At 71.0% G+C, this 12,377-nt stretch carries 13 protein-coding genes; 6 read left to right on the plus strand and 7 right to left on the minus strand.

Going from position 1 to position 12,377, the window contains the following annotated elements:
* Nucleotides 1-51: 51 nt before the first annotated feature.
* The 3 genes from ACQEVJ_RS39245 to ACQEVJ_RS39255 all read right to left on the minus strand — a co-directional run bounded on the left by ACQEVJ_RS39245 (nucleotide 52) and on the right by ACQEVJ_RS39255 (nucleotide 2,940).
* Nucleotides 52-1,293 carry an ATP-binding protein gene (locus ACQEVJ_RS39245; protein WP_433109743.1) on the minus strand — a complete coding sequence of 414 codons (1,242 nt, stop codon included), beginning with the start codon at nucleotides 1,291-1,293 and terminating at the stop codon, nucleotides 52-54.
* Nucleotides 1,294-1,444: 151 nt separating this feature from the next.
* Nucleotides 1,445-2,443, minus strand: a complete 999-nt coding sequence (locus ACQEVJ_RS39250; protein ID WP_433109744.1) for a PASTA domain-containing protein — start codon at nucleotides 2,441-2,443, stop codon at nucleotides 1,445-1,447.
* Nucleotides 2,440-2,940, minus strand: coding sequence for a SigE family RNA polymerase sigma factor (locus tag ACQEVJ_RS39255; RefSeq protein WP_433109745.1), 501 nt, complete (start codon nucleotides 2,938-2,940; stop codon nucleotides 2,440-2,442). The genes ACQEVJ_RS39250 and ACQEVJ_RS39255 overlap by 4 nt, the downstream gene beginning before the upstream one ends.
* 74 nt (nucleotides 2,941-3,014) lie before the next feature.
* Between ACQEVJ_RS39255 and ACQEVJ_RS39260 the strand changes: the two genes are divergently transcribed.
* A complete protein-coding gene (locus ACQEVJ_RS39260; RefSeq protein ID WP_433109746.1) occupies nucleotides 3,015-4,034 on the plus strand; it encodes an adenosine deaminase in 1,020 nt (339 codons plus the stop codon).
* 9 nt (nucleotides 4,035-4,043) lie between these two features.
* Here ACQEVJ_RS39260 and ACQEVJ_RS39265 read toward each other — a convergent pair whose 3' ends face one another.
* Together ACQEVJ_RS39265 and ACQEVJ_RS39270 are read right to left on the minus strand one after the other, a co-directional pair.
* Nucleotides 4,044-4,835, minus strand: coding sequence for a hypothetical protein (locus ACQEVJ_RS39265; RefSeq protein WP_433109747.1), 792 nt, complete (start codon nucleotides 4,833-4,835; stop codon nucleotides 4,044-4,046).
* Entirely contained in the window at nucleotides 4,819-5,361 is a 543-nt protein-coding gene (locus tag ACQEVJ_RS39270; RefSeq protein WP_433109748.1) for an RNA polymerase sigma factor, read from the minus strand. The genes ACQEVJ_RS39265 and ACQEVJ_RS39270 overlap by 17 nt, the downstream gene beginning before the upstream one ends.
* 245 nt (nucleotides 5,362-5,606) lie before the next feature.
* Between ACQEVJ_RS39270 and ACQEVJ_RS39275 the strand changes: the two genes are divergently transcribed.
* From ACQEVJ_RS39275 to ACQEVJ_RS39290, 4 genes are all read left to right on the plus strand, one after another.
* Nucleotides 5,607-6,338, plus strand: a complete 732-nt coding sequence (locus tag ACQEVJ_RS39275) for a class I SAM-dependent methyltransferase (RefSeq protein WP_433109749.1) — start codon at nucleotides 5,607-5,609, stop codon at nucleotides 6,336-6,338.
* A gap of 94 nt (nucleotides 6,339-6,432) precedes the next feature.
* Entirely contained in the window at nucleotides 6,433-7,131 is a 699-nt protein-coding gene (locus tag ACQEVJ_RS39280) for a response regulator transcription factor (protein ID WP_433109750.1), read from the plus strand.
* 10 nt (nucleotides 7,132-7,141) lie between these two features.
* Nucleotides 7,142-8,527: a sensor histidine kinase gene (locus ACQEVJ_RS39285; protein WP_433109751.1), complete on the plus strand. Its 1,386-nt coding sequence runs from the start codon at nucleotides 7,142-7,144 to the stop codon at nucleotides 8,525-8,527.
* 40 nt (nucleotides 8,528-8,567) lie between these two features.
* On the plus strand, nucleotides 8,568-10,445 hold the full coding sequence (locus ACQEVJ_RS39290; RefSeq protein WP_433109752.1) for an acyl-CoA dehydrogenase family protein: 1,878 nt from the start codon (nucleotides 8,568-8,570) through the stop codon (nucleotides 10,443-10,445).
* A 58-nt stretch (nucleotides 10,446-10,503) separates the two neighbouring features.
* On the opposite strand, the gene ACQEVJ_RS39295 is transcribed toward ACQEVJ_RS39290, so the two are convergent.
* A complete protein-coding gene (locus ACQEVJ_RS39295; RefSeq protein WP_433109753.1) occupies nucleotides 10,504-10,665 on the minus strand; it encodes a hypothetical protein in 162 nt (53 codons plus the stop codon).
* Nucleotides 10,666-10,953: 288 nt separating this feature from the next.
* On the opposite strand from ACQEVJ_RS39295, the gene ACQEVJ_RS39300 reads away from it, so the two are divergent.
* Nucleotides 10,954-11,100, plus strand: a complete 147-nt coding sequence (locus tag ACQEVJ_RS39300) for a hypothetical protein (RefSeq protein WP_433109754.1) — start codon at nucleotides 10,954-10,956, stop codon at nucleotides 11,098-11,100.
* A gap of 60 nt (nucleotides 11,101-11,160) precedes the next feature.
* Here ACQEVJ_RS39300 and ACQEVJ_RS39305 read toward each other — a convergent pair whose 3' ends face one another.
* Nucleotides 11,161-12,306, minus strand: coding sequence for an acetyl-CoA C-acetyltransferase (locus tag ACQEVJ_RS39305; protein ID WP_433109755.1), 1,146 nt, complete (start codon nucleotides 12,304-12,306; stop codon nucleotides 11,161-11,163).
* Between the last annotated feature and the right edge of the window lie 71 nt (nucleotides 12,307-12,377).

The following is a 12,377-nucleotide window of genomic DNA, read 5'->3' on the forward strand; positions in this document are numbered from 1 at the left end:
TTCGCACGCCTCCGGCGTCACGGGACGGCCTTGAGCTGGCACGGGGTGCGTTCAGGACCAGAGGACGCAGATGGGAGCGGCGACGATCTTCTCGTCCATTTGGTGGATGTGCGGACCGGTGTGCAGGACGACGCCGGCCACGAAGCGGTCGCCCAGTTCGTCCCGAAGCCACCGCAGGTGCTTCGCGTCGTCGTGGCGTGGGGTGGCGGCCGCCTTGACCTCGATCCCGATCACTCGTCCCATGCCGAGCTCCAGAACGACGTCGATCTCGTGCCGTCCCTGGTCCTGACGCAGGTGGTAGATGCGGGGCCGGCTGTCGCACACCGGTACCTCCGCGCGTAGTTGCTGGACCACGAAGGTGTCGAGCAACCGGCCGAGCAGATCGCCGTCACGGAGGACCGCCTGTCCGTCCACCCGCAGCAGGGCCGCGACCAGGGCCGGGTCGACGAGATACCGCTTGGGCCCGCGGATCAGCCGCTTCAGCCGGTTGCTGAACCAGGCGGGAACCTTGTCGACGATCAGGAGGTCGCGAAGGAGGCGCTCGTACGCCTCTCCCGTGCGGGCGTTCACCGCCGCCGCGTCGTAGAGCGTCTTGTCCGTGACCACACCCGCGGTGTTGAGAGCCAGCGCCTCCAAATAGGACCGGAGGCGTACGGGATCGCGCCGTCCGTCGAGGGTCTCGATGTCCCGCGTGAGGGTCTGCTCGATGTAGCTGTCCAGCCACCGCACCCGCACCGAAGCGGGCATCCGCTGCGCCTCGGGAAAGCCGCTGCGCAACGCCAGGTCGATGTAGTCCACCAGGTTGGGTGGCTGCGCCGGTGCGACGAGCTCCTCCATCCGCCCCTGAGCGAGCAGGTCGGCGAAAGGAGGTCTCCCTGTCCTGCGCTCGACCTCCTTGACCGCCAGCCCCATCATGTCGATGCGGACGACTCTCCCCGTGCCGGGCCATGTCCGGCCGCCGAAGTCCGACCATACGGAGCCGGTGAGGATGAAGCGGCCTGGGCGGTGGTCGCCGTCCACCGCCCGCTTGACCGATCCGAGCACTTCGGGGACGACCTGCCACTCGTCCAGCAGGACCGGCTCCTTGAGCGGGCGCAGGGCCGCGTCCGGGTCGGCGAGGAAGGCGGCGTTCTCACTGTCCCGATCGAGCCGCACCACCGTTTCGACGTGCCGAAGTGCCGTGGTGGTCTTCCCGGTGGCCCGTGGACCGACCAACATGATCGCCGGCAGCGTCCCGAAGACCCCATCGATGATCGGATCCACCATGCGGGGGATGTAGGAATCGCGGCTCACCCAGGCACGCTACCAATTCGACCCAGGGGACAGTACAAAGATGACCCAGCGCGCAGTACAAAGATGACCCAGCGCGGCGGTCAGGCCGGTCCGGTACGGCCGGCGCCTCCGGGCCCGGAAGCGGGCGCGGAGGCGCGGGACGGGATCGGTGTCACTTGCCGAGGGCGACCCCGGCGACGATCTTCTTGAGCTCCCTGTCGGCCGCGGCCTCGCCGAGCTTGGCTGCGTAGTCAGGGCTGATCATGACCTCGACCCCGACCCCGGGAGCGAGGGTCCACACGATCGTCCGGGTGCCGCCGTCCAGGATCCGGTCACCGCCCTCCGACAGGCTGACCAGGTATGCCTTGCTGCCGCCGGCCTCGACCGGCTTGGCGCCCTGCGCGGCGTAGCCCTGCATGCGCTTGGCCAGCACGCTCGCGGCGTCCTTCCGGTAGACGATCATCTGGACGCTGTACATGCCGGGTTCCAGCCCGGGCTCCACCCAGCTCGTGGTGTAGCTCCGCTTGCCGAACCCGTCCTTGCCGGACCACTTGCCCCATTCGAGCCCCTCGGGCAGGTAGCCGACGTGGACGCCGCCGAGCATCCGGCCGTCCCCCAGGTCGCCGAGATCCTGGGGCATCTGCGGGTCCTCCGTACCCGTCGTGGCCGTCGGGCTCGGGGCTGCCGTCGTGGCGATCGTGATCGTGACCGCAGCCCCGGCGGGAGCGGCGGTCCCCGGCTGCGGCATCTGGGCGAAGACCGTCCCCGCCGGGGCCTCATCGGTGACGACCTTCGTGATCCTCACCTCGTAGCCGGCCTCCTTCAGGAGGGCGTCGACCTCCGCGGCGCTCTTCCCGACCACGTCGGGAACGACCCCCTCCGGCGTGGCGACCGTGTCGTCGGAGCCGACGGCGGACGCGGCCGGGGCTCCCGGGCCGGTGGCGCCGGTCCCGGCGAGGCTGCCGGCGACCGGGGCGGTGTCGGGCCGGGCGGTCAGCGCCACGGGCACGCTCACGGCGACCGCCGCCGTGAGCACGGCCGCGCCCGCCGTACGAAACCTGACGACGTGGCGGCGGCTGCGCCGCCGGACGGCCTGGCCCAGCGACGGCGACGCGTGCACGCCGGCGACCTGAGCGGCCATGGCATCCTTCAGCGCCTCTTCGACGTTCATGCGGACACTCCTTCCAGGTTCTCCATGCGTGCGCGCACGCGTGCCAGGCCGCGGGCGGCCTGGCTCTTGACGGTGCCGACCGAGCAGCCGAGCAGCGCCGCGGTCTCGGCCTCCGACATGTCCTCCCAGTAGCGCAGGACCAGTACGGCCCGCATCCGGGCCGGCAGCTTCCTGAGTTCGGTGACGAGCACGTCCCGCAGGCCGAGGTCGGGCGACTCCACGGGCGTCTCCGGCGGCTGGGCGAAGGTGATCTCCTGGAGCACCTTGCGCCGCCTGGCCTTGCTGATCGCGCCGTTCACCACGACCCGGCGCGCGTACGCCTCGGGGTTGTCGTGCCTGATGCGTGGCCAGTGCCGGTAGACCTTCTCCAGCGCGTTCTGGACCATGTCCTCGGCGTCGGACGCCGAGGCGCCGCAGACCAGGATCGCGGTGCGCAGGAGGGCGGTGCTGCGCGCGGCCAGGAACTCGTCGAAGGCCGCCTCGTCTTCTTCGGTCATGAGCTCCCCTTTCGTCCCTCCCCAACGCGCCAACCCTGCTATGGGTTGAGAGCGACATGCGGCAACATATGGAGATGGCACGTCCACTAGACACGCTCCCCAAGGCACATCTGCACCTGCACTTCACCGGCTCGATGCGGCATACGACGCTCATCGAGCTCGCCCGGGAGCAGGGCGTCCACCTCCCCGACGCGCTGGTGGAGGACTGGCCGCCGAAACTGCGGGCGACCGACGAGCGCGGCTGGTTCCGGTTCCAGCGGTTGTACGACATCGCGCGGTCGGTGCTGCGCCGGCCCGAGGACGTCTACCGGCTGCTGCGTGAGGCCGCCGAGGACGAGGCCCGGGAGGGGTCGCGCTGGCTGGAGATCCAGGTCGACCCGTCCGGATACGCCCAGCGTTTCGGCGGGCTGACCGAGACCCTCGAACTCGTCCTCGACGCGACGGAGAAGGCGGCCAGGGCGGCCGGGATCGGCATGGCGGTGATCGTGGCCGCCAACCGCACCCGGCACACGCTCGACGCCAGGACGCTGGCCCGCCTGGCGATGCGATACGAGGGCAAAGGCGTGGTGGGCTTCGGCCTGTCCAACGACGAGCGGCGCGGCCGGGCCAGGGACTACGAGCACGCCTTCCGGATCGCCAGGCGCGCGGGGCTGCTCGCGGTGCCGCACGGCGGCGAGCTGCTGGGCGCGGCGAGCGTCGCCGAGTGCCTGGACGACCTGGGCGCCGACCGGATCGGGCACGGGGTGCGCGCGGCCGAGTCGCCCCGCCTGATGGAGCGGCTGGCCGACCGGCAGGTCACCTGCGAGGTGTGCCCGCTGTCCAACGTGGGTCTCGGGGTGGCGGAGCGGCCCGAGGACGTGCCGATGCGCCGGTTGTTCGAGGCCGGGGTGCCGATCGCCCTCGGCGCCGACGACCCGCTGCTGTTCGGCGCCCGGCTGCTGCCGCAGTACGAGCTCGCGAGGGACGTCTACGGCTTCGCCGACGCGGAGATCGCCGAACTCGCCCGGCAGTCGATCCGGTCGTCGACGGCGCCCGACGCGGTCAAGAAGGAGCTGCTGAGCGAGATCGACGCCTGGCTCGCCTCCCCCGAGTGAGTCTCCGGTTCATCGGACCGAGGAGGCGATCCGCACGGCCTCTGCACGGTCCGGCCCCTCCAGCCGCAGCCCGACCAGTCCGTGCTGCCAGATGAGCGTCGGCCCGGCCACCCGCTCCTCGCGCGGCCCAGCGCCGCCCGACGGCACGTACGACACGCCGTGAGCCCGCGGGATCCACCATCCGCCGACGGCGCCCACCTGCTCCGGGAACGGTTCTCCGAGTTCCTTGTGCCAGACGACGCCCAGCGTGCCGTCGAACTCGTCGAGCCGGACGCCCGGCCACAGGAGTGTCACCACCCGGCCACCGTCGGCGAGGCGGACGTCGGCCGGTTCGCCGAGTGCTGACGGCACGGCGACGGGGAAGCGTGCGGTCCGGCGCGCCTCCTCCAGCGTCACCCGGCGCTCGCCGGGCAACCGGCTCGGCACTCCCGTGGGCAGCGGCCCGGCGCCGCCGACGTGGATCTCGACGCCCGCGAAGCGCAGCACCGACACGACCGCGGCCCGGCCCTGCGGGGTGGCCCCGAGCAGCACGGCCGCCAGCACCGCCACCACCGCTGCCGCCACCCGCGGCGACGGCCGCCATGCGGCCCGCCGCCGATCCGGCCGCCGCGCCCTGTCGTCCCGCGCCCTGTCGTCCCGCGCCCTGTCCTCCTGAGGCATGTCGTCCTCGAGGCGGGCACGTACGGCACGCGCCACGTCGGCGGGAGGCGGCGCGGGCACGGCCAGGTCCGCGCCGAGGGCCCTGAGCCGCGCCTCAAGGGCCTCCGGAGCGATCGGATCGCTGTCATCCGAGGTGCTCACGGCCCACCTCCTCCCGCAGGTGCCGCAGGGCCCGGAAGGTCCGCGACTTCACCGTGCCGAGCCGTACGCCGAGGACCTCGGCCGTCTCCGCCTCGGACAACTGCAGGAAATACCGGCAGACCACGGCTTCGCGTTCCCCCTCGGGCAACGCGCGTACGGCCTCCAGCAGGCGGGTCCTGCCGTCGGCGTCCACGGCCGCTCCCTCTGGATCCTCCGGTCCGTACGGCTCCCGCTCGCGGCCCAGCCGTACGGCGAGGTCGGAGCGGCGGCCGCGCGACCGGGTGAGGTCGTGGGTCTCGTTGGCCACGATGCGCAGCAGCCAGGGGCGGAAGGACGAGCCCCGGCGGAAGCCCTTGAGGTGGCGGAACGCCTTGACGAACGCCTCCTGGACGACGTCCTCCGCCTCGTCGGCCGCCCCGAGCAGGCTCGCCGTACGGTGGGCGACCGCGCTGTATCGGGTGACCAGCACCTCGTAGGCGTCAAGGTCACCGGCCAGGGCGCGGGTCACTGCCTCGTCGTCGTCCATCTGGGGGGTATCGGGTGGGAACGGCGGACGAAGGTGAAGCGTACGAGGAGGCGGGCATCCCGTCCACAGCACGACCGAAAGGAACTGCGCTGCCCAAGAACTGTGCTGCCAAAGAACCGTGCTGCCGAAGAACCGCGCCGCCGAAGAATCGTGGCGCCGAAGCGGCCCCTCCGGCGAAGCGGGCACCCGCCGATGGGGCGGGCACTACACTTTCCACGACCGTCAGCGTGCAGATCGAGGATCCTATGTCTGGGTATGACCGAGTAGTCCAGCCGGCGGCCGGGGACGAGGCTCTGGAGAACCACCTCGGCGGCGACGAGGCCAAGAACTACCGGCAATACGAGTTCGACATGGTCGCGCCGCACGTCGGGCGGTCGCTGCTGGAGATCGGTTCGGGTCTCGGGCACTTCGCCGAGCAGTTCCTGCCGCGCCTGGACAGGCTCGTGGTGAGCGACTTCGATCCCTACTGCGTGGAGCAGCTGCGCGACAGGTTCGCCGCCCGCGACGACGTGTCGGTGCTCCAGTTCGGCCTGCCGACCGAGATCCCCCTGGCCGACCCGGTCGACACCGTCGTGATGATGAACGTCCTCGAGCACATCGAGGAGGACGCCGAGGCGCTGCGGTCGCTGGCCAGGGTGACCGTTCCCGGCGGCCGGATCATCATCTGGGTGCCCGGCTACATGCAGCTCTACGGGGACTTCGACCGCAAGGTGGGGCACGTCACCCGCTACACCCCCGCCACGCTGCGCAAGACGGTCACCGACGCCGGCCTCGACGTCCAGGTGCTCAAGCCGATCAACTTCCTCGGCGGCATCGCCTGGTGGGCGGCCGTGCGGCGGGGCGGCGTGGGCTACCCCGACCCCCGGCTCGTCAAGATCTACGACCGGACCGTCGTGCCGCTGACCCGGCTCATCGAGCGGTTCGTCCGCCCGCCGTTCGGCCAGACCGTGTTCTGCGTGGCCCGCGTCCCGCACTGACACGCTGACGCGCTGACGCGCGAGGGCTGCGCGGAGCGGCCGCGGAGACCCGAATTGTGCGATAAATGCCTCCTACCTGCACAATGGGTCCCCCATGAGTGAAACCAGGATCCTCGTCGTCGAGGACGAGCCAAACATCCGGGACATCGTGGAAGTCGCCCTCAGGTTCCACGGCTTCCGGGTGACGGCCGTGGGCACGGGGGCCGCGGCGCTCGGCGAGGTGCTGAGGAACCAGCCCGACCTGGTCGTCCTCGACGTCATGCTGCCCGACATCGACGGCTTCGAGGTGTGCCGGCGGATCCGGGCCGACGGCGTGCACCCTCCCGTGATCTTCCTCACCGCCCGCGACGCGGTCGCCGATACCGTACGCGGGCTGACCCTCGGCGGGGACGACTACGTCACCAAGCCGTTCTCCGTCGAGGCCCTGGTCGCGCGGATCCGCGCCGTGCTGCGCCGTACGACCGTGCCGGAGGCGGCCGAGCGGGCGCACGGGCCGATCCTGCGGGTCGCCGACCTGGAGCTCGACGAGGCGCGCTGGGAGGTGCGGCGCGGCGGCGTCCCTGTGGAGCTGTCGCCGACCGAGTTCCGCCTGCTGGCCTTCCTGATGGCCAACGCCGGCCTGGTGCTCACCAAGCGGCGCCTGCTCGAGGAGGTCTGGGGCTACGGCGGGAGCTCGCAGGTGCTGGAGACCTACATCTCCTACCTGCGCCGCAAGCTCGACCCGCTCGGCCCGCCGCTGATCCACACCCAGCGCGGCATCGGATACTCGTTGCGCCCGCCTCAGGACATGTGACGGACCCGTGATGTCGCTCAGGACGCGCCTGCTCGCCGGGCTGCTCGGGGTGAGCGCTGTCCTGCTCGTCGTGTTCTCCCTGGTCAGTGTCGTCGTCCTGCGCGGGCACCTGCGTACGCGGCTGGAGGGGCAGGTGGTGGCGGCGACCGTCACGGCGGCACGCCGGGTGGTCGAGGGGGACCCGCTCGACCAGGCGCTGACGGGCTCCACCTACGCCGTCGCCGTCTACAACCTGTCAGCCGGACACGCGCATCTGGTCGGCGGCGACGCCGACGAGGCCGAGTCCGTCCCCAGCCTGGCCGAGGCGCTGGGCAAGGACAGGCTGCTGGCGTACGCCGCGCAGGGCCGCACCTTCGACCTCGACCCGAGCGGCGGCCACGAACTGCTCGCGGCCGCGGCCCTGTCGCCGAGCGGTCTGCGGCTGACGGTCATCGCGGTGCCCCTGGACGCGGTCGACGATCCGGTGCGCCACCTCCTGATCAGCGAACTGGCGACCGGCGGGGTGTTGATGTTGCTGCTGGCCGCGGGCGGCCGGCTGCTGATCGCCGGCGGCCTGGCGCCACTCGGCAAGATGGCGCGGACCGCGCACCTCGTGGCCGAGGGAGGCGACCTGTCGGCCCGGATGCCCGAGGGGCCGTCGGAGGTCGGCAGGCTCGGCGCCGCGATCAACCTCATGCTCGACCGGATCGCCGACGCCTTCCGCGACCGCCAGGCGTCGGAGGACCGCGTCCGCCGGTTCGCCACCGACGCCTCCCACGAGTTGCGCACCCCGCTGTCGACCATCTCCGGGTACGCGGAGCTGTACCGGGCAGGGGCGATCCCGCCCGAGGACCTTCCCAAGATCATGGGACGGATCGAGGCCGAGGCCGACCGCATGGGCCGCCTGGTGGGCGAGATGCTGGAACTCGCGCGGCTCGACAGGGGCGCCGCCCTCGCACTCGACGAGACCGACCTGGCCGAGATGGCCCGCGAGGTGGCCGCCGACTCGGCCGCTCTCGACCCCGCCCATCCCGTGGCGGTGGAGGCCCCAGCCTCCCTGGTCGCGACGGTGGACGAGGCCAGGGTCCGCCAGGTGCTCGTCAACCTGCTCGGCAACGTGCGGGCGCACACCCCCGAGGGCACCCCGGCCACCGTACGACTGCTGCGCGCCCCTGAGTCGGTGACGATCGAGGTGCGCGACACCGGCCCGGGGATGAGCCCGGAGCAGGCGGAACGCGCCTTCGACCGCTTCCAACGCGGGGAGGACCATCTGTCCGGCGGGGCGGGGCTCGGCCTGTCGATCGTGAAGGCCATCGTGGAGGCGCACGGCGGCCGGTGCCGCATCGTCTCCTCCCCCGGCCAAGGGACCGCCGTACACATCACGCTTCCGGCGGTGCAAGAGGCTACTGGCGGGTAGGTATCGAGCACAGCTCGTTTCACCGCCGAGGAGGTCGACGATGACGACCGATTACGCCAAGGCCAGGGAGGTGGCCGAGCAGGCGCGCGAGACGGAGTGGACCCGCCCGAGCTTCGGCAAGCAGCTCTTCCTCGGGGACTTCCGGCTGGACCTCGTGCATCCCGCGCCCCGCCTCACCGAGGAGGAGATCAAGAAGGGAGACGACTTCCTGCGCGCCCTGCGGGCGTTCCTGCAGGAGAAGGTCGATTCCGCGCTCATCGAGCGCACCGCCGTGATTCCGGACGAGGTGGTCAAGGGCCTGGCGGCGATCGGCGCGTTCGGCATGACCATCGAGGAGGAGTACGGCGGGCTGGGACTGAGCCACCTGTACTACTGCCGCGCGCTGGAGCTCGTGACGTCGTGCTCCCCCGCGCTCAGCGCGCTGTTGTCGGCCCACCAGTCCATCGGGGTTCCGCAGCCGCTGCGGCTGTTCGGCACCCCCGAGCAGAAGCGCCGTTTCCTGCCCCGCTGCGCCCGGGGCGAGATCTCCGCGTTCCTGCTGACCGAGCCGGACGTCGGCTCCGATCCCGCCCGGCTGTCGACGACCGCCGTCCGCGACGGCGACGCGTACGTGATCAACGGCGTCAAGCTGTGGACGACCAACGGCGTGGTGGCCGACCTGCTGGTCGTGATGGCCCGGACCGGCGCCAAGATCTCGGCCTTCGTGGTCGAGGCCGACTCCCCCGGCATCACCGTCGAACACCGCAACCAGTTCATGGGTCTGCGCGGCATCGAGAACGGCGTCACCCGCTTCCACCAGGTGCGCGTGCCGGTGGAAAACCTGATAGGCCGCGAGGGCCAGGGCCTGAAGATCGCTTTGACCACGCTCAACACCGGACGCCTCTCCCTGCCGGCGACCTGCGTCGGCGCGGCGAAGTGGGCGACGAAGATCGCCCGCGAGTGGGGGCGCGAACGGGTCCAGTGGGGCCGTCCGGTCGGCCAGCACGAGGCCATCGCTCGCAAGGTCGCCTTCATCGCCGCCACCGCGTACGCGCTGGAGTCCGTTGTGGACCTCGCCAGCCGGATGGCCGACGACGAACGCAACGACATCCGCATCGAGGCCGCGCTCGCCAAGCTGTACAGCACGGAGATGGCCTGGCGGCTGATGGACGAGCTGGTGCAGATGAGAGGTGGTCGCGGCTACGAGACCGCCGAGTCGCTGCACGCTCGCGGCGAGCGCGGCGTGCCCGTCGAGCAGATGCTGCGCGACCTGCGGATCAACCGCATCTTCGAGGGCTCGACCGAGATCATGCACCTGCTCATCGCCCGCGAGGCGGTGGACGCGCATCTGTCGGTCGCGGGCGAGCTCGTCGATCCGAAGGCCGGCCTGCGGGCCAAGGGTCGGGCGGCCACCCGGGCCGGGGCCTTCTACGCCAGGTGGCTGCCGAGCCTGGTGACCGGGCCCGGCCAGGTGCCCACGTCGTACGCCGAGTTCGGCCCGCTGGCCCAGCACCTGCGGTATGTCGAGCGGACCAGCCGCAAGCTCGCCAGGTCGACGTTCTACGGCATGTCGCGGTGGCAGGCGCGGCTGGAGCACAAGCAGGGATTCCTGTCGCGGATCGTGGACATCGGCGCCGAACTGTTCGCCATCACCGCGGTCTGCGTGCGCGCCCAGGAGGAGTCGGCCGAGTTCGGGCGCAAGCCGTACGAGCTGGCGGACACCTTCTGCCACCAGGCCCGGCACCGAGCCGAGGCGCTGTTCGACCGGCTGTGGGACAACACCGACGCCAGGGACGTACGGCTGGCCCGGCGGGTGCTCGACGGGCGGTACACGTTCCTGGAGGACGGCATCGTCGACCCGTCGCTGGAGGGCCCGTGGATCGCCCCCCAGCGCACCGGGCCGTCCATGTTCGACGACGTCCACCGCCGCATCGGCTGAACGCCGCACGGCCTCGTCCCCGGGCGGGGACGAGGCCGTGCCGTGAGGCCGATCAAGCTCACACGTCGTAGCACCACATCCAGCCGTGGTCCGAGATCCAGCAGCGGTACCAGCCGTCGCCGGGCTGCATCGCGTGCGCCGGGGCGGACATGACGCCGAAGGTGGTGACGGCGACCGCGGTGGTGACGAGCACGGCCGCGGCGCGCTTGATCGACTTCACTGGTGTCTCCTGTGCAAAGAATGTCCCTTGATGCGTTGAGTACACAGGAACCCACTTGTCGTGATCTGGCATCCGACTTGCACGCTGCTTGGACTCTTCGGCGCGGAAAACCCTTTGTCCTCGATTGCGGCGCCTTGTTAGGGTCACCGGCATGTGGATTCTCTACGGCGACCGCTGATCAGCCCTCTGAGCAGCTGATCCGCTCAGCTTTCCGGCCCTGTCCATCCGACGCGGCAGCTGAGTGACGGCACCTCGGTGCCGCGTTCCCGACGTACAAGGAGATCCCGTATGCGTACTCGCGCGTCCAGCAAGGACGGCAAGGAGCAGAACCCGCGCACGCCGCAGCCCCAGCGTTCCTTCCCGCCGCCGCGTCAGATCCCGGCCCCGCCCATGCGGCCGGTGCGGCAGCCGCGGCGGCTGCCCAGGGCCAAGTAAGCCGCTTTTCGCCAGAAAGGGCACCCCGGGTGATCCGGGGTGCCCTTTTCGCGCGAACGGTCAGAGACGCTCGATGATCGTGACGTTGGCCTGGCCGCCGCCCTCGCACATCGTCTGCAGGCCATACCGCCCACCGGTGCGCTCCAGCTCGTGCAGGAGCTTGGTCATGAGGATCGCGCCGGTGCCGCCCAGCGGATGCCCCAGCGCGATAGCGCCGCCGTTGGGGTTGGTCCGGGCCGGGTCGGCTCCGATCTCCTTGAGCCAGGCCAGCGGAACCGGGGCGAAGGCCTCGTTGATCTCGATGACGTCGATGTCCTCGATCGAGAGCCCCGCCTTGGCCAGCGCCTTGCGGGTGGCCGGGATCGGCGCCGTCAGCATGTAGACCGGGTCGTCGCCGACCAGCGTCAGCGTGACGATCCGGGCGTGCGGGACCAGGCCGTGGTCGCGCACCGCCTGCTCCGAGGCGATGAGCAGCGCGCCGGAGCCGTCGGAGATCTGCGAGGAGGTGGCCGCGGTGATCTTGCCGCCCTCACGCAGGGTCTTGAGCTCGCCCATCTTCTCCAGCGTGGTGTCGGGCCGCGGGCCCTCGTCGTCGGTCACGCCGTTGATCGGGGCGATCTGGTCCTTGAAGTGACCGTTGGCGATCGCCTTAGCGGCCCGCTGGTGGCTCTCGTAGGCGTAGACATCCAGGTCCTGCCGCGTGAAGCCCCACTTCTCGCACATCAGCTCCGCGCCGCGGAACTGGGAGATCTCCTGCTTGCCGTACCGCTCGACCCACTTGTCGCCGAACGGGAACGGCATGCCCTTCTCCAGGGCCGCCGAGATGCTCGACCCCATCGGGACGATGGACATCGACTCGACACCGGCCGCCACGACCAGGTCCTGCGTGCCCGACAGCACTCCCTGCGCGGCGAAGTGGATGGCCTGCTGCGACGAGCCGCACTGCCGGTCGATCGTGACTCCGGCCACGGTCTCCGGGAGGCCCGCGCTGAGCCACGCGTTGCGCGCGATGTCCATGGACTGCGGACCGAACTGCATGACGCAGCCCATGATCACGTCATCCACGGCGGCGGGGTCGACGCCGGTGCGCTCGATGAGCGCGGAGAGAGTGTGGGCGGCCAGGTCGACCGGGTGGACCGTGGAGAGCCCGCCCTTCTTCTTGCCGACCGGCGTGCGGACCGCCCCGACGATGTACGCCTCTGCCACAGTGCCTCCATAGGAAACCGAGCAATGTTCGGTTAGTGAGAGGTTACATCAGAACTTTCGTCGGGGGAGGC

Origin of the sequence: Microbispora sp. CA-102843, from assembly GCF_050936215.1 — a bacterium.
Classification (GTDB): Bacteria; Actinomycetota; Actinomycetes; order Streptosporangiales; family Streptosporangiaceae; genus Microbispora.

Excerpts from the sequence above, each read along its gene's own strand:
- ACQEVJ_RS39285 (WP_433109751.1), top strand. The coding sequence starts at position 7,142 with ATGTCGCTCAGGACGCGCCTGCTCGCCGGGCTGCTCGGGGTGAGCGCT.
- ACQEVJ_RS39275 (WP_433109749.1), top strand. The coding sequence starts at position 5,607 with ATGTCTGGGTATGACCGAGTAGTCCAGCCGGCGGCCGGGGACGAGGCT.
- ACQEVJ_RS39300 (WP_433109754.1), top strand. The coding sequence starts at position 10,954 with ATGCGTACTCGCGCGTCCAGCAAGGACGGCAAGGAGCAGAACCCGCGC.
- ACQEVJ_RS39270 (WP_433109748.1), bottom strand. The coding sequence starts at position 5,361 with ATGGACGACGACGAGGCAGTGACCCGCGCCCTGGCCGGTGACCTTGAC.
- ACQEVJ_RS39280 (WP_433109750.1), top strand. The coding sequence starts at position 6,433 with ATGAGTGAAACCAGGATCCTCGTCGTCGAGGACGAGCCAAACATCCGG.
- ACQEVJ_RS39250 (WP_433109744.1), bottom strand. The coding sequence starts at position 2,443 with ATGAACGTCGAAGAGGCGCTGAAGGATGCCATGGCCGCTCAGGTCGCC.
- ACQEVJ_RS39260 (WP_433109746.1), top strand. The coding sequence starts at position 3,015 with ATGGCACGTCCACTAGACACGCTCCCCAAGGCACATCTGCACCTGCAC.
- ACQEVJ_RS39255 (WP_433109745.1), bottom strand. The coding sequence starts at position 2,940 with ATGACCGAAGAAGACGAGGCGGCCTTCGACGAGTTCCTGGCCGCGCGC.
- ACQEVJ_RS39290 (WP_433109752.1), top strand. The coding sequence starts at position 8,568 with ATGACGACCGATTACGCCAAGGCCAGGGAGGTGGCCGAGCAGGCGCGC.